Source organism: Fenollaria timonensis, assembly GCF_001457835.1.
Classification (GTDB): domain Bacteria; phylum Bacillota; class Clostridia; order Tissierellales; family Peptoniphilaceae; genus Fenollaria; species Fenollaria timonensis.
Genome location: NZ_LN898230.1, coordinates 660,007 through 681,805, shown reverse-complemented (window position 1 = coordinate 681,805; position 21,799 = coordinate 660,007). Strand labels below are relative to the sequence as shown.

Annotated in this window: 17 protein-coding genes; 1 reads left to right on the top strand and 16 read right to left on the bottom strand. The window is 33.2% G+C overall.

Features of this window, described 5'->3' with window-relative positions; translation table 11 throughout:
* Positions 1 to 268 precede the first annotated feature (268 nt).
* The 5 genes from BN3004_RS06255 to BN3004_RS06235 all read right to left on the bottom strand — a co-directional run bounded on the left by BN3004_RS06255 (position 269) and on the right by BN3004_RS06235 (position 6,981).
* Entirely contained in the window at positions 269 to 1,348 is a 1,080-nt protein-coding gene (locus BN3004_RS06255) for an IS30 family transposase (protein WP_058259272.1), read from the bottom strand.
* A 176-nt stretch (positions 1,349 to 1,524) separates the two neighbouring features.
* A complete protein-coding gene (gene rny, locus BN3004_RS06250) occupies positions 1,525 to 3,075 on the bottom strand; it encodes a ribonuclease Y (protein WP_058260342.1) in 1,551 nt (516 codons plus the stop codon).
* 184 nt (positions 3,076 to 3,259) lie between these two features.
* Positions 3,260 to 4,687, bottom strand: a complete 1,428-nt coding sequence (gene cls, locus BN3004_RS06245; RefSeq protein ID WP_058260341.1) for a cardiolipin synthase — start codon at positions 4,685 to 4,687, stop codon at positions 3,260 to 3,262.
* 11 nt (positions 4,688 to 4,698) lie between these two features.
* Positions 4,699 to 6,525: a translational GTPase TypA gene (gene typA / locus BN3004_RS06240; RefSeq protein ID WP_058260340.1), complete on the bottom strand. Its 1,827-nt coding sequence runs from the start codon at positions 6,523 to 6,525 to the stop codon at positions 4,699 to 4,701.
* Positions 6,526 to 6,585: 60 nt separating this feature from the next.
* The gene (locus BN3004_RS06235; RefSeq protein ID WP_058260339.1) at positions 6,586 to 6,981 is read right to left on the bottom strand and encodes an ATP-binding protein; all 396 of its coding nucleotides are present in this window, start codon (positions 6,979 to 6,981) and stop codon (positions 6,586 to 6,588) included.
* A gap of 111 nt (positions 6,982 to 7,092) precedes the next feature.
* On the opposite strand from BN3004_RS06235, the gene rd reads away from it, so the two are divergent.
* Positions 7,093 to 7,251: a rubredoxin gene (gene rd / locus BN3004_RS08280; protein WP_082244110.1), complete on the top strand. Its 159-nt coding sequence runs from the start codon at positions 7,093 to 7,095 to the stop codon at positions 7,249 to 7,251.
* A 99-nt stretch (positions 7,252 to 7,350) separates the two neighbouring features.
* Here rd and yihA read toward each other — a convergent pair whose 3' ends face one another.
* The 11 genes from yihA to BN3004_RS06180 form a co-directional block, all read right to left on the bottom strand.
* Positions 7,351 to 7,935 (bottom strand): ribosome biogenesis GTP-binding protein YihA/YsxC, encoded by a 585-nt coding sequence (yihA, locus tag BN3004_RS06230; protein WP_058260338.1) that lies wholly within the window; start codon positions 7,933 to 7,935, stop codon positions 7,351 to 7,353.
* On the bottom strand, positions 7,928 to 10,312 hold the full coding sequence (gene lon / locus BN3004_RS06225; RefSeq protein ID WP_058260337.1) for an endopeptidase La: 2,385 nt from the start codon (positions 10,310 to 10,312) through the stop codon (positions 7,928 to 7,930). The genes yihA and lon overlap by 8 nt, the downstream gene beginning before the upstream one ends.
* Before the next feature lie 76 nt (positions 10,313 to 10,388).
* Positions 10,389 to 11,642, bottom strand: a complete 1,254-nt coding sequence (gene clpX / locus BN3004_RS06220; protein ID WP_058260336.1) for an ATP-dependent Clp protease ATP-binding subunit ClpX — start codon at positions 11,640 to 11,642, stop codon at positions 10,389 to 10,391.
* 3 nt (positions 11,643 to 11,645) lie between these two features.
* Positions 11,646 to 12,227, bottom strand: a complete 582-nt coding sequence (gene clpP / locus BN3004_RS06215; RefSeq protein ID WP_058260335.1) for an ATP-dependent Clp endopeptidase proteolytic subunit ClpP — start codon at positions 12,225 to 12,227, stop codon at positions 11,646 to 11,648.
* 12 nt (positions 12,228 to 12,239) lie between these two features.
* Entirely contained in the window at positions 12,240 to 13,529 is a 1,290-nt protein-coding gene (gene tig, locus BN3004_RS06210; protein ID WP_058260334.1) for a trigger factor, read from the bottom strand.
* A gap of 125 nt (positions 13,530 to 13,654) precedes the next feature.
* Complete coding sequence (locus tag BN3004_RS06205; RefSeq protein ID WP_058260333.1) at positions 13,655 to 14,233, bottom strand: LemA family protein; 579 nt, start codon at positions 14,231 to 14,233, stop codon at positions 13,655 to 13,657.
* A gap of 28 nt (positions 14,234 to 14,261) precedes the next feature.
* Positions 14,262 to 15,074, bottom strand: coding sequence for a TPM domain-containing protein (locus tag BN3004_RS06200; protein ID WP_058260332.1), 813 nt, complete (start codon positions 15,072 to 15,074; stop codon positions 14,262 to 14,264).
* A gap of 49 nt (positions 15,075 to 15,123) precedes the next feature.
* Complete coding sequence (gene uvrA / locus BN3004_RS06195; RefSeq protein ID WP_058260331.1) at positions 15,124 to 17,961, bottom strand: excinuclease ABC subunit UvrA; 2,838 nt, start codon at positions 17,959 to 17,961, stop codon at positions 15,124 to 15,126.
* Positions 17,951 to 19,921, bottom strand: a complete 1,971-nt coding sequence (gene uvrB / locus BN3004_RS06190; protein ID WP_058260330.1) for an excinuclease ABC subunit UvrB — start codon at positions 19,919 to 19,921, stop codon at positions 17,951 to 17,953. Before uvrB ends, uvrA begins: the two co-directional genes overlap by 11 nt.
* Positions 19,918 to 21,519 carry a hypothetical protein gene (locus BN3004_RS06185; RefSeq protein ID WP_058260329.1) on the bottom strand — a complete coding sequence of 534 codons (1,602 nt, stop codon included), beginning with the start codon at positions 21,517 to 21,519 and terminating at the stop codon, positions 19,918 to 19,920. Before BN3004_RS06185 ends, uvrB begins: the two co-directional genes overlap by 4 nt.
* Positions 21,520 to 21,528: 9 nt before the next feature.
* Positions 21,529 to 21,789 (bottom strand): YdbC family protein, encoded by a 261-nt coding sequence (locus tag BN3004_RS06180; protein WP_058260328.1) that lies wholly within the window; start codon positions 21,787 to 21,789, stop codon positions 21,529 to 21,531.
* Positions 21,790 to 21,799 lie beyond the last annotated feature (10 nt).

The following is a 21,799-nucleotide window of genomic DNA, read 5'->3' as shown; positions in this document are numbered from 1 at the left end:
AGCCCCTTTCGATATTATGTGTTTATGTCACTAAATTTATATTTAGCGACATTTTATCTAAATCTATTATACCACCCTTTTATATAAATGTCAAAGCTTTTTAAATAATACTTATATTTATTTAATTTAAATTAGCTCCAATCTTTATACTAATAATAATACTAATTCTAATTATAATTTGTGTATAAATTGCAACAATAAGTTAGCCACCCAGACATCATATAGACTAAATGTATAGTATAGCTTAAAAGTATTTATTTTTATTAAACTAGATACTTTTAAGCTGTTTTATTTCCTTTATGAACTCTTCTTTTGCAGTTTTGTAATTAAAGATTTTTCTTGGCAAATTATTCATCCACTCGTTTATTCTGTATATTTTTTCTTTTGATACTTCTTCTATTGATGTGCCTTTTTGTATAAATCTTCGTATTAATTTATGTTGACATTCACTAGTTCCTCTTTCCCATGATGTATATGGATGACAAAAATATATATCTACATATTCTGCTAATTCTGATAAGCTTGAAAATTCTGAACCATTATCTGATGTTATACTTTTAAATATTTCTTTGTTTAACTGCGCATTATCTTTTAAGAATTTAAGTCCAATGTCTACTGCATCGGGTGTTTTTCCATGTATTTTTATCAGCTTTTCATATCTTGTTTTTCTTTCTACTAATGTAAGTAGTACTGGATCTGTCTTTTTCTTTTTACCTATAACTGTATCTATTTCCCAGTGGCCGAATTCTTCTCTTGTTTGTATTTTATCTGGTCTTTCTTCTATGGATATGCCAAGCTTTTTCTTGTTTTGTCTTGTTCTTCTTGTGCTATTTTTGTTTTTTCTCTTTACTTTTTCTAGTAGATCTATATTTTTTGTTTTCATTAGTGACTTATTTATCCAGTTGTAGAGGCTTTTTGTTGATGGTATTTCTGATGATGGAAAGAGTCTATTTGCTTTTGCGTATCCAACACATACATCTGGAGACCATTTATCTTTTAACATTTTATTGTCTGCCCATTTAAGAAATTCGACTATATCTATATATTTTGGTCTTCTTCCGCAAGAAGATCTATTGTTTATATATACCTCATAATTAGTTAAGGCAAAGTATTTTTCATCGTAGTAAGTATATGTTTTGTTATTACTTTTTATTATTCTCTTTTGCTTTACTGTGCCTTTCTTTATTGCGTTGTTTATTGTCTGCGGGGCTCTATTTAGCCTTCTTGCTATCTCTCTGTTGCTATGTCCATCTATTTTCCATGCCTGTATTAATGACATTTCATGTAGTGATAGATGTGAATTTTTCTTGCGTTCTGTAAATTCTATGGTATAATTTATATGAGTCATGTGTACCTCCGTATAGTTGTTTTTTTGTTTGTTACTAATACTATACCATATGTACACATGATTTTTTTATTTGGTGGCTAAGTTAATTATACAATCTTCCATTATAATTTGTGTATTTAATATCATAAACAAATAAAAAATGTGTAGACTTTTTATCTACACATTTTATTTAAATACTATTTTGCATAATCAGTACTTCTTGTTTCTCTAATGACAGTAACTTTTATTTGTCCTGGATATTCCAAATTTTCTTCAATTTGCTTAGCAATATCGCGACTCATTAAAAGCATTTTATCTTCATCTATAACTTCAGGTTTAACCATTATTCTGATTTCTCTACCAGCTTGTATAGCAAATGACTTTTCTATACCTTCAAATGAGTTAGCTATACCCTCTAGTGTTTCTAGCCTCTTGATGTACGATTCTAATGTTTCTCTTCTAGCGCCTGGTCTTGCAGCAGATATTGCGTCTGCAGCTTGAACGATAACAGCCTCAACTGTTGTTGGCTCTTCGTCACCATGGTGTGATGCGATGATGTTTAGAACTTCTTTATTCTCCTTATATCTCTTGCAAGTATTTACACCTATCTCGATATGGCTTCCTTCCATTTGTTGGTCAATGGATTTACCTATATCGTGTAGTAAACCTCCTCTTCTAGCAAGCCTTATGTCTGCGCCTAGCTCTTCAGCTATAGTTGCTGATAGTTTAGCTACCTCTATAGAGTGCTCTAGGACATTTTGACCATAGCTTGTTCTAAATTTAAGTCTACCTAATAGTTTTACTAGCTCAGGATGTAAGTTACGTACGCCGGCTTCGATAACGGCTCTTTCACCTTCTTCTTTTATAACTGTCTCTACCTCGACCTTAGCTTTGTTGACCATCTCTTCAATCCTAGCTGGATGAATTCTTCCGTCAGCTATAAGTTTTTCTAAAGCAATTTTGCAAATCTCTCTTCTAATTGGGTCAAAACTTGATAATACTACTGCTTCCGGTGTATCGTCTATGATTAGATCTACTCCGGTTAAAGTTTCTAGTGTTCTTATATTTCTACCTTCTCTACCGATGATTCTTCCCTTCATCTCGTCATTTGGTAGGTTAACAACATTAACACTAACTTCAGTTACATAGTCAGATGCATTCTTTTGAATAGCGTCAGCTATGATTTCTCTAGCATTCTTTTGTGCTTCTTCTTTAGCTTCATATGTAGCTTGTCTGATATAAGTAGCACACTCATGAGTCATTTCCTTTTTAACTTCATCCAAGATGATGTCTTTTGCTTCTTGGGTACTCATTTTGGAAACGCGCTCAATTTCTTTTCTTCTTTCTTCAATTAATTGTTCAACTTCTTCTTCTTTCTTACTTAAAGAGTTCATCTTATTCTTAAGTTGTTCTTCCTTCTTTTCGTAAGATTGTGTTCTCTTGTCAAGATTTTCTTCTTTGTTGATCAATCTTTTTTCCGATTTTTTCAGTTCGATTTCTTTTTCTTTTGCTTCTTTGTCGAGGTCATTTCTTAGTTTGTGAATTTCTTCTTGGGCAGATAGTATCTTCTCTTTAGCTTCTTGACTTGCTTTGTTCTTTGCGTCTTCGATAATTCTACTTGATTCAATTTCAGCACTTTTAATCTTCTTTTCGCCTAGAATCTTTCTAATTATATATCCTATGATAAAACCTAGAACTATAGCAATTAAAGCTGTAATCAGTACTTCGCCTGTTAAAAACTTATCCAAACTTAAAACACCTCCTATTAAATTTTATTGGTTTTAAGCATCACGCTTAAAGTTATTATAACACATTTTTGATTTATTAGCAAGTTTTTAGTATGATTAATATAGATATTTTTTATAGCACTTCCATATCAATGCGAAAAAATAAGACTAAACATCGTATTTAGCCTTATACAGTATATATTTATTATAGCATTGGTGAAAACAATCTAGTTATTGACTCTTTAATCTTGGCAACTCTTGATCTTTGATTGTATCTATCAAGAGTAAGCTCTTTCGACTCTTCCATATCCCTCAAAAATTGTTCACTTAATAATGCATTTGTATCTTTATCATAAAAAATCAAATTCGCTTCAAAGTTTAATGAGAAACTTCTAATATCAAAGTTAGCTGTTCCTACCGTGCATATATCATCATCTTTAACAACTTGTTTAGCGTGTAAAAAGCCTTTTCCATACTCATAAACCTTAACCCCGTCTTCAAGCAGCTGTCCCACATAGCTTTGTGTTGCCCAATATACGAAGAAGTGATCTGGTTTATCTGGTATCATAATTCTAACATCAACACCTGATAAAGCAGCTATCCTAACTGCTTCAAATATAGATTCATCAGGAACAAAGTACGGACTTTGTATCCATAGCCTTGTTTTAGCCGTGCTAATCATTTTTAAATAGACATTCTTTATACTTTCATACATAGAGTCTGGTCCTGATGTTACTAGCTGCATTCTGCTTAAAGTCTTAATGTCATGATCTTTATAAAATTCACCTTTTGTTTTAATCTTAGTAGCAAATCTATAGTCAAAGTTAAATCTTCTTAGGTACTCTTCAACTATGTCCCCTTCTAATCTAAAATGAGTATCTCTCCAAAATCCAAATTTTTTATCATTGTTAATATACTCATTACCAACATTAAAACCGCCGCTATATGCAATTTTACCATCAATAACAACTATCTTTCTATGATTTCTATAGTTGAATCTTGTAGTAAATTTAGAGAAAAATAATGGGAAGAACGAGTCTACTTCGCCACCTAATCTTTTAAACTCTATAAAGTGTCTTTTTCTGATGCTTCTAGAGCCAACTGCGTCGACAAGTATCCTTACCTCTACCCCTTCTTTTAACTTTTGATTAAGAAGGCTTATAAGCTCCCTTCCTAGTTCATCTGTTTTAAAGATGTAGTACTCTACATAGATGTATTCTTTTGCATTCTTGATGTCCTCAAATAAGTCCTTAAACTTATCTTTTCCATCAAAGTAAAATTTAATGTCGTTATAATCGGTAAAAGCGGAATCGCTTGTTGATAAGCATAAATTTATTAAATCTTTTTGATCTGCATTTAAGCTATCTGAATTACTTAGAGCTATATACTTTTTTTGATGCTCAATAAGTCTTTTCTCTTGCTCATCTAGCATCATCTTTTCATCAAAAGTTTTTCTCTTTCTGTAATTAAGTCCAAAGAACATATAAAGTATAAAGCCAACAAATGGCAAATAAAGTAGTATCATTAACCATAGCCATGTTGACTTTATATTCTTTCTTTCTTTAAAAACTATAAATAGGCCTAATAGCAAGTTTAATAAATAACCAATTAAAACTTGTAATGAGACATCCATCGCATTATCTCCTATTTCTTAGTATTTTTTGATTTATATCTCTTGTTTGTATCCAATATTTTCTTTCTTATTCTAATAGATTTTGGTGTCACTTCTATTAGCTCATCGTCTTCAATAAATTCAAGTGCTTCCTCAAGCGATAATACTCTTGGTGGGCTAAGTCTGATAGCATCATCAGAGCCCGCTGCTCTTGTATTAGTCATTTGTTTCTTCTTAGTAACGTTAACTTCTATATCAAGACCCTTTGGATTTTCTCCAACAACCATGCCTTCATAAACTTCAGTTTGTGGCCCTATGAATAATATACCTCTGCCTTGAGCGATATTTAATCCATAGCTTGATGCAACACCTGTTTCAAAGGCAATTAGTGAGCCGGTAGTTCTTGTAGGTATATCGCCTTTATATGGTTCATAACCTAAGAAGCTCGAGTTTATAATACCTTCTCCGTGTGTATCAGTCATAAACTCGCCTCTGTATCCAATTAAGCCTCTTGCAGGCATCTTAAACACTAGTCTTGAGTATCCAGCTGAGTTTTCTTTCATCTCTTGTAATTCAGCTTTTCTTCTTGATAATTTATCTATAACCGCTCCAACAAATTGCTCAGAAACGTCTACTGTAACCTTTTCCATAGGTTCAAGCTTCTTGCCATTCTCATCAGTTTTGAATAGTACTTGTGGTTTTGATAATTGAAGTTCATAGTCTTCCCTTCTCATTGTTTCAACTAAAACTGATAAGTGAAGCTCACCTCTACCTGAAACCTTAAATGCGTCAGTTGAATCAGTTTCTTCAACTCTCAATGATACATTTGATTGTAATTCCTTTTCTAGTCTTGTTCTTATTTGTCTAGATGTTACAAATTTACCTTCTCTTCCTGCAAATGGTGAGTCATTAACAATGAAGTTCATAGATATGGTTGGTTCAGATATCTTAACGAAGTCTAGTGCTTCTGGGCATTCAGAATCAGCTATAGTATCACCTATGGATATGTCTTCAATACCTGTAACGGCAACTATCGCCCCGCCCTTTTGTTCATTTGTCTCAACTTTGTCAAGACCAATGAATTCATAAAGTTTACCTATCTTAACTTTTCTTTGCATTTCTGGATGAAGCTTATTAACTAAGACAGCTTCTTGGCCATTCTTTATAGTACCTCTTTCAATCTTGCCTATACCAATTCTACCAACATAGTCATTGTAGTCAATTGTTGATATAAGTAATTGTAGCGGCTCGTCTTCGTTTGATTCAGGAGCTGGTATATGCTCGACGATGGCGTCAAATAAGTCGTCCATATTATCTTTTTCGATAGTTGCTTGATTTGATGCGTAGCCTTTTTTAGCAGATGCAAAGATAAATGGAGCTTCTAGTGCTTCATCTTCAGCACCTAGTTCTATGAATAAGTCTAGAACTTCGTCAACTACTTGAACTGGTCTTACTTCTGGTCTATCAATCTTATTTATACATACAATAACTGGTAGGTTTAAATCGAAAGCTTTCTTCAATACGAATTTTGTTTGTGGCATAGGCCCTTCAAAGGCATCTACGACCAAAACTACACCATTAACCATCTTTAGAACTCTCTCTACTTCACCACCGAAGTCAGCATGGCCGGGCGTATCAATGATATTAATCTTTTTACCGTTGTGTATAACGGCTGTATTCTTTGAAAGTATAGTAATACCACGTTCTTTTTCAAGGTCTCCAGAGTCCATAACCCTGTCTTGAACAACTTGGTTTTCTCTGAAAGTTCCTGATTGTCTAAGCATTTGATCGACTAAGGTTGTCTTACCATGGTCAACGTGCGCTATTATTGCTATATTTCTTAAATCTTCTCTTAACATATTATTCCTCCTAAACACTACCTTTTATTATAATACTTTTTTATAATAATTACAAGTATTTTACTCTCTATCATCAATAAAGCTTGAAAAAATAGTGCATTTTATACCATGTTCCAATCTAGCAACGCTATCTGTCAAGGCTTCAACTATCTTTAATCCCCTTCCACCAAGGTCACAGACAGCATTATTCGAGCATATGCTAAGAGTGCCGACCCCCTCATCTTCAACTCTAAGTTTTATTGACTCATTGCATATAGATATGTATAGCTTAACTTTTTTATCCTTGCTATATTGGTTGCCATGTGATGCGGAATTAAGCATAAGCTCATTAAGAACAAGCCTAATATTAAATATCATCTCATTAGGCAAATATTCATATAGATTTTCTACTATTCTATCTACAAATATCTCGACACTTTCAATATTTGAAGATACTGTTCCATAAAATTTATACATTATATCCTTCCTCTACTAATCTATTTATACCCGTGATAAAAAATTATTACGCAAATTGTTACAAATTATCTGTTTTGGGTATAAATAAATCGAAAGGAAGGAGGTTGCATTATGGACAAATATGAATGCGATGCATGCGGTTATGTTTATGATCCTGAAATAGGTGATCCAGACGGAGGTATAGCTCCAGGAACAGCTTTTGAAGACATCCCTGATGATTGGGTTTGCCCAGTTTGTGGTGTTGGTAAGGACATGTTTTCTAAAATGTAACTAAGTAAATTAAAAGCCGAATCACTTCGGCTTTTTCATTTTACTATATATTTAAAGGCGCTCTTATCAATATTGATATAAGCGCCTTTCTTGTTCTTATTAAATTATCTCTTCAAACTTATTTAGTACTTCTTTAACTCCTCTTTTGTCTTGCGATGAAAATGGTATTAGTAAATCCTTATCTAAGTCGTGAAGTGATTTATTTATTATGCTTACTTGTTTTAGTATTTGTGATGATTTTAACTTATCTAGCTTATTAGCTATGATGAGATAATCCGTTCCAGTTGATCGAATGTAATCATACATCATTAAGTCTAGCTTTGTTGGCTCATGCCTAATATCAATTATTTGACAGATAAGAGCAATGTTTTGAGACTTTACAAGGTACTCTTCTATAATCTTCTTCCACTTCTCTCTTTCCTTCATGGATATTTTTGCATATCCATAGCCAGGAAGGTCAACTATTCTAAACTTATTATCCATATTATAAAAGTTAATAGTTCTAGTCTTTCCAGGTGAAGACGATGTATAAGCAAGTTTCTTTCTGTTAGTAAGTGCATTTATAAATGAGCTCTTACCAACATTACTTCTACCAACTAAGACTATCTCCTTAAGTCCATCTTTTGGGTAGCTCTTCTCATCAACTGCCATCCTCTCTAAGAAGGGTTCATTAATCTTAAGCATCTTTATCACCATCTATGAAAATAATTTTGCTAAGCTCTTTAAAGTTATTAACGTAGTGTACATTAAGACTTTCTTTAATATTTTTTGGAAGCTTTTCAAAATCTTTCTTATTTTCCATAGGAAGAATTAAATCCCTAATCTTCATTCTCTTAGCAGCAAGCGCCTTCTCTTTAAGACCGCCTATGGCAAGAACATTGCCTAATAAAGTAATTTCTCCAGTCATAGCAAAGTATCTGTTAATCTTTTGATCTGTCAAAGCTGATAGTATCGCCGTTGTTATGGTTATACCAGCACTTGGACCGTCTTTTGGTATAGCGCCTTCTGGTACGTGAACATGTATGTCGTAATCTTTGAACTTCTTCTTGTCAATATTAAAGTACTCGTAGTTTGCCTTTAAGTAGCTTATCGCTAATTGACAAGACTCTTGCATAACTTTACCAAGATTACCAGTTATATTAAGTTTGCCATCACCAGGCATCAATTGAGCTTCAACGTTTATGGTATCGCCACCTACCCTTGTCCATGCAAGGCCTACAGCCTTACCAACGCTGTCCTCTTTATCAACTAAGTTGTATTCAAAAATAGGTCCTTCTAATAATTTATCAACAGTTTTTACATCAACTTTTTTTTCTAGATCATCATCCATATATTTTTTATAAACTAGCTTTCTAATTATTGATTGTATCTTTCTTTCAAGCTCTCTTACACCCGACTCTCTTGTGTAATTATCAATGAGTCTATAAAGAGCCTCATCATCGAATTTTATTGCGTCCTTACTTAAACCAGCATTTTCTAAAGACTTTGGTACAAGATACTTCTTTGCTATATTAAGTTTTTCTTCGTCAGTGTAGCCCTCTATCCTTATAATTTCAAGCCTATCTAAAAGCGCTTCTGGTATTGTATCTAGCGAGTTTGCAGTAGTTATAAATAAAACTTCTGACAAATCATATGGAAGCTCTAAGTATCTGTCTGTAAAGTCACTATTTTGAGAGCTGTCAAGCACTTCTAGTAGTGCACTTGATGGGTCTCCTCTAAAATCTTGTCCTATCTTATCTATCTCGTCAAATAAAAATACTGGGTTTTTTGACTTAGCTTTCTTCATCAAGGAAATAATTCTTCCAGGCATAGATCCAACATAAGTCCTCATATGACCTCTAATATCAGCTTCGTCCTTGATACCGCCTAGTGACATCCTAACAAAATTTCTGTTCGTAGCATTGGCTATGGAGTTAGCGATAGATGTCTTACCGACCCCCGGAGGTCCAACAAAGCATATGATGGAGCCTTTTATAGCTTTCTTATTATTAAGTATAGCAAGGTATTCAAGTATCCTATCCTTAACATCTTTTAAGCCGTAATGATCCCTATCAAGTATCTCCTTAGCTAACTTTAAATCCTTTGTATCCTTAGTTCTAGTATTCCAAGGAAGGTCCTTAATTAACTCGATATATTGAAGTGTAGAAGGATAATCAGGTGATGTAACTGGCGTTTGCTCAAGCTTCTCTATCTCCTTAAAAGCCTTCTCCTCTACTTCTTTTGGAGCCTTTAATTTTTTAATGTCACTTCTATATGCATCAAAAATATTTTTAGCTCCAGATTTATCTGCATTAAGTTCATTTTTTATAATCTTTAACTGTTCATGAAGGATGTAGTCTCTTTGATTTTTGTCCATGGCATCTTTTGTTTTATCTTGAAGTGTTTGTAAAACCTCAATTGTAACTATGGATTTATTGATAGTATCAATAACTATCTTAGTTCTTTCCTTCTTGTCAAGCGCGTTATTATAATCTTGAGTAATTTTTTTATCAATATCAAGCCTTGAGAATATACTATCCAAAAATACATCGTAGTCAACAGTACTTGGAGCTATCCTATCCTTACTTGATTGACTCTCCATAATAAGTGCATTTAACTTATCGAGTGAACTCTTAACTACCTCAGAGTATGTAATATTCTCAGGATTGTCAAATGAATAGTCGTTCTCGTCATTTAATTTTATAAGATCACCATAAACAATGCCATCGTTCTTAAAAACATTAGTCAAATAAACCTTAGATAGAGTTCTAAAGTTCATCTTCATGTACTTATTATTAGGAACTATGGATTCAATCTCAGCAAGTATACCTATCTCGTGAACTGATTTTGCGCTTGATATAGACTTTCTATTTGTTTTTAATTGAAAAACAGCAAAGATACCATTAGTCTTAGATGCCTTCGCTATAGAAGTAACCAAGTCTTCATTATCTAGATTGATACTGTAAAAGTTATTACTAACAAGATTCAAATCTTGAATTGAAACGATAGGCACTTTAATGCCATCTTCACCATAGTCATCATCAAATGAAAAATTATCGATTATTTCTTCATAATTATCCATATCTTTCTCCTTTAATAAAAGGCCGAAACATATTTGTCCGGCCTTATTGAGCTTCTAAATAAGCAATCTGCTTAATCTATGAAACGATTTTTTCTTCTTTATCCTTATCGTCACTATGATAAGTAAGCTTCTTCTTTCCATCAATAACAGAACTATCTATCTTTAATGTTCCATCGTACTTCTTAGATGGAAGTTCATACATTATGTCAAGCATTACTTTTTCAATAATACTTCTTAGTCCTCTAGCTCCAGTCTTCATTTCTATAGCTTTTTGAGCTATCCTTCTAACTGCATCATCAGTAAACTCAAGCTCTGCGCCATCCATCCTAATAAGCTCTTGGTATTGCTTAATAAGTGCGTTCTTTGGCTCTGTTAGTATCTTGACTAAATCATCTTCCTTAAGCTCGTTAAGTGTTACTGTAACTGGAAGTCTGCCGATTAGTTCTGGTATCAAGCCAAACTTCATTAAATCTTCGCTCTCAACATGCTTTAAAGCTTCTGACTTTTGTTTAGATTTATCGAAAATTTCTGATCCAAAGCCGTAAGACTTTTTATTAGTTCTCTTTGCAATGATGTCGTCAAGACCTTGGAAGGCTCCACCAACTATGAAAAGTATATTGCTTGTATCAACTTGAATAAACTCCTCTTGTGGATGCTTTCTTCCGCCTTGTGGTGGCACGTTAGCTATAGTTCCCTCTAAGATTTTTAAAAGAGCTTGTTGAACACCTTCACCGCTAACATCTCTAGTGATAGAAACGTTTTCACTCTTCTTAGCAATCTTATCTATCTCATCAACGTAAATTATGCCTCTTTCAGCTCTATCTACATCGTAGTTCGCATTTTGGATAAGCTTAAGAATGATGTTTTCAACATCTTCACCAACGTAGCCTGCCTCAGTAAGAGTAGTTGCATCACATATTGCAAATGGAACGTTAAGTATCCTTGCTAGAGTCTCAGCAAGAAGTGTTTTACCGCTTCCTGTTGGACCGAGTAAAAGTATATTACTTTTCTTTATTTCTACATCTTTATCAATTGTATCCTTTGTGATTCTCTTATAATGGTTATATACAGCAACGGATAATGTCTTCTTAGCGTCATCTTGTCCAATGACATAATCATCTAAGGACTTCTTTATCTCCATTGGTGTTGGTAAAACCATATCTTCGAAGCCATAATTTTCTTCGTTTAGTAATTGATCTTCTTCTAATATATCCATACAAACGTTAATACATTCATCACAGATGTATACATTTGGCCCAGATATCAATCTTTTTACTTCATTTTGAGTTTTGCCACAAAAGGAACATCTTATTTCATCATATTTAGACATTTATTAATGTTTCTCCATAACTTTATCTATTAGACCGTACTTAACTGCTTCTTCTGCATTTAAGTAGTAGTCTCTGTCAGTATCTCTATTGATTATCTCAATATCTTGTCCAGTTTTTTCTGACAGTATCTTATTTATTCTCTTTCTAATTTCAAGAATCTTTTCTGCTTGAATACGAATGTCTTCAGCTTGTCCTTGAGTTCCACCAAGTGGTTGATGTATCATGATGTCAGCGTTTGGTAAAGCATATCTCTTTCCTTTAGTACCTGCTGCTAATAGGAAGGCACCCATGGATGCAGCTAAGCCAACGCATATAGTTGAAACATCAGGTTTTATATATTGCATTGTATCATATATAGCAAAGCCAGCTGATACTGAGCCTCCTGGTGAATTTATATAGATTTGTATATCTTTATCAGGATCTTCTGCTTCTAGAAATAACAATTGAGCTACAATTAAGTCAGCCATCTCATTGTTTATTTCACCTGACAAGAAAATAATTCTTTCTTTTAAAAGCCTTGAGTAGATATCATATGACCTTTCTCCTCTGGAACTTTGTTCTACAACCATAGGAATTAATGCCATTTTATCACCCCATTAAATATATTTTACTTTTTTCTTTATATCGTCAATTGCTTTTGAGTTAAGTATGCCTCTGTCTAAGAATTCTAGAGATCCTTCACTCATTGATTTTTTAAATTCTTCTTTATCTTCTGCTTTATACATTTCAGCTAATTTATCAAGTTCTTTGTCATAATCTCTCTTTGTAGCTTTTAATTTATTTTCTTTAGCATATTTTTCAAGAATTAAACCAAGTTTAACTCTTTTTTCCGCAGGTTCTTTGAATGTTTCCTTGATTTCTTCGTCTGTATTTCCAGTATACTTCTTGTAATCTTCATAGTTTAAGCCTTGAGCTTGTAGTCTATATTGGAAGTTTCTTAATTCGTTTTCTACTTCGTCTTCAATCATTCTATTTGGAACATCAAATTTTGTTTCTTCAATAACTTTATCAAGTACTTTGTTTTCTCTTTGAGCGTCAATCATTTCATTGAATTGAGCTTTTAATTTCTTTCTTAAATCTGCTTTAAATTCTTTTAATGTATCGAATTCTGAAACATCTGATGCAAAGTTATCATCAAGTTCAGGTAATTCTTTAACTTTAATTTCATTTATAGTGCAGATAAATTTAGCGTCTTTTCCTTTTAGATCTTCTGCATGATATTCTTCAGGGAATTTAACATTTACATCAAATTCTTCGCCTATAGCTCTATCTACTAATTGATCTTCAAAGCCTGGTATAAATGAATTAGAACCAATTTCTAGTTCATAATCTTTTGCTTCTCCGCCTTGGAATGCTTCATTATCTACATAACCTTTAAAGTCAAGCTTAACTATATCACCTTTTTTAGTTTTTCTATCTTCAATGATAGTGTATCTAGCATTTTCGTTTCTTAATCTTTCAATTTCGTTAGTAACAACTTCTTTATCGAATTCTTCTTTAATATCTTTAACTTCTATTTCTTCAAAGTTTGGTAATTCAAACTCAGGAACTACTTCTACTTCAAATGTAAAGTTAATATTTTCATTTTCTTTAAAGTCTTTAACGTCAACATCTGGTTGGTCAACAACTTTTAAATCTAATTCTTCTAAAGCCTTTGGATAGATTTCTTGAAGCATGATGTTTATAGCTTCATCATAAAATACTTGAACGCCATAGTTTTGTTCAATAATCATCTTAGGTACTTTACCTTTTCTAAATCCAGGAATACTAAATTTTGATCTAATCTTCTTATAAGCTTCGTCTATCTTAGGCTCAAAATCCTTCCAATCCACGTCTACATTGAAGTAAACTTTATTTTTTTCTTTTTTGTCAAAATTAACTTTCACTTAATTCACTCCTTAAAATTACTTATGTTGTTATTATATCACTAATATCATTATAAGTAAATAAATATTTTACTTAATTACACAAGAAAAAGTCAAACAAAATCAAAGTTTGACTTTTAATTATATTATTTACCAAAATCAACGCTTGGTGCGTTCTCTGCTCCGTCTTGAGCTTTAAATGTTTCAAATTTATCAAAGCCAAGAATCGATGCAAAGATATTGTTAGGGAATGTCCTAACTGATTTATTGAATTCAGTTGCTTCGTTATTAAAGTCACGTCTTGCAACTGCTATCCTGTTTTCAGTTCCTGCTAATTCATCTTGTAAACTTAAGAAGTTTTCATTAGCTTTTAAATCTGGATAGTTTTCTACAACTATGTTAATATTTTTAGCTAGTTCTGTATCAAGCTCTTCATAGTCTTCAGGTGTTTTTGCTTCAGTATAACCGCTTCTAAGTTTAGCAATATTTTCAAGTGTTTCTTCTTCATGTTTAGCATAACCCTTTACTGTTTCAACTAAGTTTGGTATTAGGTCTGCTCTTCTTTGATATTGAGTTTGAACTTCTGCCCATGTCTTATTAACGTTCTCTTGTCTGTTAACTAGGCCGTTGTACTTAGATGCTACTAATGCACCTAATGCAATTACTATTACTAGTATAATTAAAAGTGGTGAAAACCTACCTCTTCTTTGTCTTTTTTCTTCCATTTCTTTATCTCCTTTATTTAAAATTTATTTACCAAGATCCTGATGCTCCGCCGCCTCCAGATGAACCGCCGCCAAAGCTGCCGCCACCTGATCCGCCGAAGCCACCAAATCCGCCTGAACCACCAGAGCCTCCGAAAAAGCCACCGAATGGATCATCGTCATCGAAAAATATATTTCTACGTCTACGTCTATACATTCTTCCTCTTCTGCCGTAGATATATCTTGATCTATTAAGCCTAGATGTAATCATAATAAATAAAAATATTAATAATATTATCATTACTGGGCTTATAGATAAATCATTTTCAAGTCCTAATTCATTTACGTCTATTTCTTCAAACTTTACATTGTACTCTTCTCCGATGTAATAAATTACGCTATCGAACGCATCTCTAATACCTTTATCATAATCTTCTGCTTGAAAATTTGGTTTTATTACATTTCTTATTATTCTTCCTGCTTTAGCATCATTTATTGCGCCTTCAAGCCCATAACCTACTTCAAACCTTACCTGTCTATCATTAAGGCTTACTAATAAAAGTACTCCGTTGTTCTTTTTCTTATCCCCTATGCCCCAATCTCTAAATACTTTATTAGAAAATGATTCTATATCCGTGCCGCCTAAGTCATTAATTGTTAGTACAGCAACTTGACTTCCATAGTCTTTCATTTTAAAATTCATTTCATTGATATGATCAATAGTATCTTGAGAGATAATATTTGCATTATCAAGTACAAATCCATAATCAGGCTTTGAGATTGCTTTTGCAGTAAAGCCTTGTAGGAAAAGTATTTGAACTATAAATAATATTATAAATTTTTTAAGAAAGCTCCTTTTCATATTTACCTCCGTATATAAAATATACCCGAAATGTCATGCTTTTAATCAATTAAAGCTTTCCTTCCTTTTCAAATATTTCTCTCAAAAACTTTCCTGTATATGATTTTTTGTTCTTAGCTACTTCTATAGGTGTTCCTGTGGCAACTATGGTTCCGCCCATGTCTCCGCCTTCTGGACCAAGGTCTATGATGTAGTCTGATTGTTTAATAACATCAAGATTGTGTTCTATGACTAAGACTGAGTTGTTTTGATCAACAAGTGTGTTTAGTACCTTTATAAGCTTTGCAACGTCATGCGAATGAAGTCCAGTAGTTGGCTCATCAAGTATATATATGGTTCTTCCAGTTGACTTTTTAGAAAGTTCTGTTGCAAGCTTAACTCTTTGTGCCTCGCCACCCGATAGCTCTGTTGAGCTTTGACCAATCTTTATATATCCAAGACCTACATCATAAAGCGTTTGTAGTTTTCTTGCTATACGCGGTTGATTTTCAAAAAACTTTAGTCCTTCCTCAACTGTCATGTCAAGTACATCGGCAATAGTTTTGTCCTTAAACTTAACTTCAAGCGTCTCTCTATTGTATCTCTTTCCTTTACATACCTCACATGGTACATATACATCTGGCAAGAAATGCATTTCAACCTTTAATATACCATCACCCTTACATGCTTCGCAGCGACCGCCTTTAACATTGAAAGAGAATCTTCCTTTTTGATAGCCTCTCATCTTAGCCTCTTGCGTCATAGCAAAGACATCTCTGATTAGATCAAATGTGCCAGTGTATGTCGCTGGATTTGATCTAGGCGTTCTACCTATTGGGCTTTGATCAATTACTACTACCTTGTCAATATTTTCAATGCCTTCAACAGCTTTTCTCTTACCAGGTTTATATTTTGATTTATTAATCTTTTGTGCTAGTGATTTATAAATAATTTCATTAACTAAAGTTGACTTTCCTGAACCAGAAACACCCGTTACTGTTACAAATTCACTTAGAGGCACTTCTACGTCTATGTTTTTAAGATTGTTTTCGCTTGCTCCTATGACCCTCAAAACATTATCTTTATCAGTCTTTCTATACTCATCCTTAAGAGGAATTTTCTTTCTTCCAGATAAATAGTCGCCTGTGATGGATTTTTTACATTTCATAACTTTATTGATATTGCCTTGAACAACAAGATGTCCACCATGTATACCCGCTCCAGGACCAATATCTATGATCTCGTCGCAATGGTGCATAATCTCTTCGTCATGTTCTACTACAAGTAAGGTGTTGCCTGCATCTGTTAGCTCCTTAAGCGCTTGTATTAACTTTAAATTGTCTCTTTGATGTAAACCTATGGATGGTTCGTCTAAAACGTATATAACGCCCACTAGAGCAGAGCCTATCTGTGTAGCAAGCCTAATTCTTTGAGCTTCACCACCAGATAGCGTCTTCGCCATTCTGGATAGATTTAAGTAATCAAGTCCTACAGTTATCAAGAATGATAATCTCTTCTTTATCTCAATCAAGATTTGTTCAGCAATCTTTTCTTCCGTTTTATTTAGCTTTAAATTATTTATATAATCAAGTTCGTCTTTTATACTTAACTGAGTAAATTCATAAATATTTAAATCGCCTACCCTAACAGCAAGTGCTTCCTTTTTTAGTCTTGCACCATGACACTCAGGGCATTCAATCTCTTCAACATACTCTTCAGTGTTATCTCTAACCGCTTGGGACATAGAGCTTGTAAGCCTGTCCATCATTACAGAGAGTATACCCGGCCACTTCTTATTAAATTCTCTAGATGTTTTTGTGAATAATGAATTGTACTTAAACCTTACATTGTAGTCAGTACCATTAAGTAAATCATCTATCATTTTCTTAGGTGCCTCTGAGAATGGCTGGTCTTCTTTAAAGTCATATTTATCTAATATAAATTTAAATATCTTATAATAATAAGTGCCCTTCTTTGAATTTTTAAATGGCTCTATGACTCCTTCTTCAAGTGAAAGTGAATAGTCAGGTATAACTAAATCCCTGTCAATGCTTCTAAAGTAGCCTAGTCCGTTACATCTTTCACACATACCAAAAGGACTGTTGAATGAAAACAATCTTGTAGATAGCTCATCAAATGATATACCGCAATCAATACAGGCATATTTTGTTGAATAAGATTTCTCATATAAGTCTAAATAATTTATCTTAACAAGTCCATTCGAATAATGAACTGCAGTCTCAAGTGAGCCAGTTAGTCTTGATAATATACCATCTTTAATCACAAGCCTATCGATAACGATGTCAATATCGTGTTTCTTGTTCTTGTCTATATCTACTTTATCTGTAATATCATGCATTTCGCCATCTAATATATATCTAACAAAGCCGTCTTTTTGAATTTGCTCAATAACTTTTTTATGTTGCCCCTTTTGTCCTCTAACAATAGGTGCTAAGACATAAATCTTTTGTCCTTCTTCGTGGCTCATGATTATATCAGCTATCTGATCAATGGTTTGTGATGTAATCTTCTTACCACAGCTTGGGCAATAGATTTGGCCAATTCTTGCATATAAAAGTCTTAGATAATCATAAACTTCTGTAACTGTTCCTACTGTTGATCTCGGGTTATTGCTTGTAGTCTTTTGGTCTATGGATATAGATGGACTTAGGCCGCTAATAAACTCAACATTTGGCTTAGTAGTGTTTCCTAAGAACATTCTAGCATAGCTCGAAAGGCTCTCCACATACCTTCTTTGACCTTCAGCATATATTGTGTCAAAAGCAAGTGAAGACTTCCCCGAACCTGATAGTCCTGTTATAACCACAAATTTATTTCTAGGTATATCTATATCTAAGTTTTTTAAATTATTTTCATTGGCACCTCTAATAACTATTTTATTCTCCAATGAATAATTCCTCCTTCTTCAATTCTTCTATCATATCTCTATATTTAGCAGCTTCTTCGAAGTTTAAATCCTTTGCCGCCTTATTCATCTTTGTCGTAAGTTTCTTAATCTTATCTTGAACGCCCTTTGCGCTATAAGTGTACTTTTCGCCCTCATCCATCGCCTTAGTTACTTCAATAACATCTCTAATGGATTTTTTAATAGTCATAGGCGTTATATTATTGTCTTCATTGTACTTAATCTGTATCTTTCTTCTTCTAGCTGTTTCATTAATAGCGCTCTCCATAGATTTAGTTATAGTATCTGCGTACATAATAACTAGTCCATTAGAGTTTCTAGCTGTTCTACCAGCTGTTTGAACCAAAGATGTTTCACTACGTAAAAAACCTTCTTTATCTGCATCTAGTATTGCTACTAAAGAAACTTCTGGTAAGTCAAGTCCTTCTCTTAGAAGATTTATTCCGACCAAGCAGTCAAACTTTTTCTCTCTTAAATCCTTTATAATCTGCATTCTGTCTATTGCTGTGACATCTGAGTGCATATAAGTAACATTGATACCTAATTGATCAAGATACTTAGTTAAGTCCTCAGCCATCTTCTTAGTAAGCGTTGTGATTAAGACTCTTTCGTCTTTTTTAGATCTGATTCTAATTTCCTTAATCAAGTCATCTATTTGACCCTTAGTAGGTCTTACTTCAATCACTGGGTCTAGTAGACCAGTTGGCCTAATAACTTGCTCTACAGTATTTTTAGAGCGTTCTAGCTCATAGTGAGCAGGTGTCGCGCTCACATATATAACTTGATTCATCATAGCTTCAAACTCAGCGAATTTCAAGGGCCTATTGTCAAGAGCGCTTGGTAGTCTAAATCCATAGTCCACAAGCGATGTCTTTCTAGACCTATCGCCCTCGTACATCGCTCTGATTTGCGGTACGCTTACATGTGACTCATCTATAAAGGTTATAAAGTCCTTTGGAAAGTAGTCTATCAAGGTATATGGTCTTGATCCTGGCAGTCTTTGTGATAAGTGCCTAGAATAGTTTTCTATACCCGAGCAAAAACCTATCTCATTAAGCATCTCCAAATCATAATTAGTTCTCTCTTTAAGTCTTTGTTCCTCAACTAGTTTGCCTTGCTCGTGTAGCCACTTAAGCCTATCATCGAGCTCAAGCTTAATGCTTTCAATAGCTTTTTTAACTTTGTCATCAGTTGTCGCATAGTGAGACGCCGGGAAGATGGATACATGCACTCTAGTGCCAATGACTTCGCCAGTCAATGAATCAATTTCAAGTATCTTATCAATCTCATCTCCAAAGAATTCAATTCTAAATGCATTTGTCTTTTCAGATGCTGGGAATATGTCTAGTATATCTCCCCTAACTCTAAATGTGCCTCTGATGAAGTTTATATCATTTCTGACATATTGTATGCTAATTAATTTTTTAATTACATCATCTCTTGAGATTTGCATCTCAGGTCTAAGTGATACCATCAGCTTTTCATAATCAATAGGGTCACCTAGTCCATATATACAAGAAACAGAGGCAACAATGATTACATCTTTTCTTTCAAATAAAGCTGCTGTAGCCGAGTGCCTTAGCTCATCTATATCATCATTGATCTGACTGTCCTTAGCGATGTATGTGTCAGTTGCAGCTACATAAGCCTCTGGTTGATAGTAGTCGTAGTAACTTATAAAGAACTCAACAGAATTTTCTGGAAAGAACTCCTTAAACTCGCTATATAACTGATACGCAAGAGTCTTGTTGTGTGCGATGACTAATGCTGGTCTTTGTGTCTCTTTAATTATATTTGCCATAGTAAAAGTTTTACCAGAGCCTGTTACGCCTAGCAAAACTTGATCCCTATAGCCTTTATTAATTCCTTCAGATAGTGATTCTATTGCCTTTGGTTGATCTCCTGTAGGAATATAATCAGACTTTAATTTGAATTTCACTATGCATCACCTTTACTAATATCTATCTCATAAATAATGTTCTTCGTATAATTCTTATCAATAACCTTTGTACTTTTATATAGCTTCTTTAAATCATTAGTCAAATATAAACTTAAGTTATCTACATTTTCAAAAAGAACTTCCTCTTTAAGATTATTATCCAATTTGCATAATAATAAATCATATGACTCAAGATTTATATCTTTTTTTGCTAAAACATATTCTTCATCTATCTTTTTGATGTAAGAGTAATCGCCCTTAATTATCATCTTGTAAAATCTTTCACTTAAGTTGTAAATATAAAGACTCGTGCCTTCAATCTTATTATCGCTTCTATATACAAAGGAGTTATCATCAGCATAATAATAGTTTTCTACTTCATCAATGAAGTCATAATCTTCAAAGTCTCTCGTGATATATAGCATTTGATTAATATCATACTTTGATAAGTATACATAGAAGCCGTTGATATAAGAGGCTCTTATTATATTATCCTCAGCACTGAATAAGTCTATATAGCTATCGTCATTTATATCCACTTCGTATAGAGTAGTCATATTAGCCTCGCCTTTACTTATTGCAAGTAGTGAATCATCGCTCTTAAAATTTGCGTCAATTATGTTTAAATCATCTTTATAATCTATAAACTTTATTTCATCTCTTGCTTCATTGTAAATAGCACTGCTTAAAGCCGATGACTTGTCTTTAAAGTTGATAATTATGTCATCATTTTCATTCTTCTTGTATATAGACTTAATATCGCCACTAAAAGACAATATCTTCTTAGAGCGTCTGCTAGCTATATCATAGATATAAATATTGTTAAGTTCATCGTCTTTTTTATTATAGTATATAGCTTTATCTGTATTAAGCTTAAAGACATTACCATTGTCAATAAACTTTGAAATAATTTCTTCATCAAGTGAAAGAACTTTACCCTCATTCGCATCAAAATTTATTTTTAAATTTTTTATAGGGTGCTCATGATCATCCTTTTCATAAACAAATTTATATTTAATCTGCCAAATGGACCTGTCTGTATAAATTAATTCAGCTGAATCAGGTAAGTTCGCAATAAGCTTATATTTTTGCTTAACATAGTTGATTGCATTGTCCTTAGTGTACTTTATATCGATATTCTTAATACCACTTTTGTCAATAACAAAATCATCCGCTTCTATATCATCAGGAAGTTTATTAAGCAGCTTAATACTTATATATGGCGTGCAAACATTGTTCGAGTCTTTCTTAGAATTAAGTAATATATGAAACTTTCCGTTCTTGTATACTAGAGACGAAAGCTCTATATCGTCAGTTAAGCATGGCTTAATAACCATGCTTAATAATGAACTATCGTTTTTGTCAATTTCTACTCTATCATTTTGCACTTCAAGATCCTTTAAATAATTAATCTTTCTAAGCACAAAAGGAATTTCTTTATTTTCACTTAATTCAATCTCTTCTCCTTCATTTATAGGAGCGTCAAGGTCGTCAAAACCATAGCGCTTATCACTATCCTTGATGAATAGTGGTCCATTAGTGCAAGCGCTTAGTGCAAGTATCGAGATAAATATAAGTAATAAAGATATATTTTTTCTCATCTAAATAAATTATATTTCTTCGTCTTCATTAGATTCATCATCCGAACCTAAGTCTATATCGTTTAATAAATCTCTTAACTTTCTAGCTTCAGCATGTGTTAGGGATATGCCCTTACCCATCCTGCTGTGGTCTTCTCTCCAGTTTCTAATGTCAACTTTGCCATCGGCACCGTTCCATGAAATAACGTTTACCTCTTTAACCATACCTCTTCCATTGTTAGAAAATTCTCCTAATTGTTCTAGTATTTCGTATTCAAAATCTTTTGCCATTTTAATTCTC

Excerpts from the sequence above, each read along its gene's own strand:
- yihA (WP_058260338.1), bottom strand. The coding sequence starts at position 7,935 with ATGCTTAAGATTAATGAACCCTTCTTAGAGAGGATGGCAGTTGATGAG.
- clpX (WP_058260336.1), bottom strand. The coding sequence starts at position 11,642 with ATGTCTAAATATGATGAAATAAGATGTTCCTTTTGTGGCAAAACTCAA.
- BN3004_RS06200 (WP_058260332.1), bottom strand. The coding sequence starts at position 15,074 with ATGAAAAGGAGCTTTCTTAAAAAATTTATAATATTATTTATAGTTCAA.
- BN3004_RS06185 (WP_058260329.1), bottom strand. The coding sequence starts at position 21,519 with ATGAGAAAAAATATATCTTTATTACTTATATTTATCTCGATACTTGCA.
- typA (WP_058260340.1), bottom strand. The coding sequence starts at position 6,525 with ATGTTAAGAGAAGATTTAAGAAATATAGCAATAATAGCGCACGTTGAC.
- clpP (WP_058260335.1), bottom strand. The coding sequence starts at position 12,227 with ATGGCATTAATTCCTATGGTTGTAGAACAAAGTTCCAGAGGAGAAAGG.
- BN3004_RS06255 (WP_058259272.1), bottom strand. The coding sequence starts at position 1,348 with ATGACTCATATAAATTATACCATAGAATTTACAGAACGCAAGAAAAAT.
- BN3004_RS06235 (WP_058260339.1), bottom strand. The coding sequence starts at position 6,981 with ATGTATAAATTTTATGGAACAGTATCTTCAAATATTGAAAGTGTCGAG.
- rd (WP_082244110.1), top strand. The coding sequence starts at position 7,093 with ATGGACAAATATGAATGCGATGCATGCGGTTATGTTTATGATCCTGAA.
- lon (WP_058260337.1), bottom strand. The coding sequence starts at position 10,312 with ATGGATAATTATGAAGAAATAATCGATAATTTTTCATTTGATGATGAC.
- cls (WP_058260341.1), bottom strand. The coding sequence starts at position 4,687 with ATGGATGTCTCATTACAAGTTTTAATTGGTTATTTATTAAACTTGCTA.
- BN3004_RS06180 (WP_058260328.1), bottom strand. The coding sequence starts at position 21,789 with ATGGCAAAAGATTTTGAATACGAAATACTAGAACAATTAGGAGAATTT.
- BN3004_RS06205 (WP_058260333.1), bottom strand. The coding sequence starts at position 14,233 with ATGGAAGAAAAAAGACAAAGAAGAGGTAGGTTTTCACCACTTTTAATT.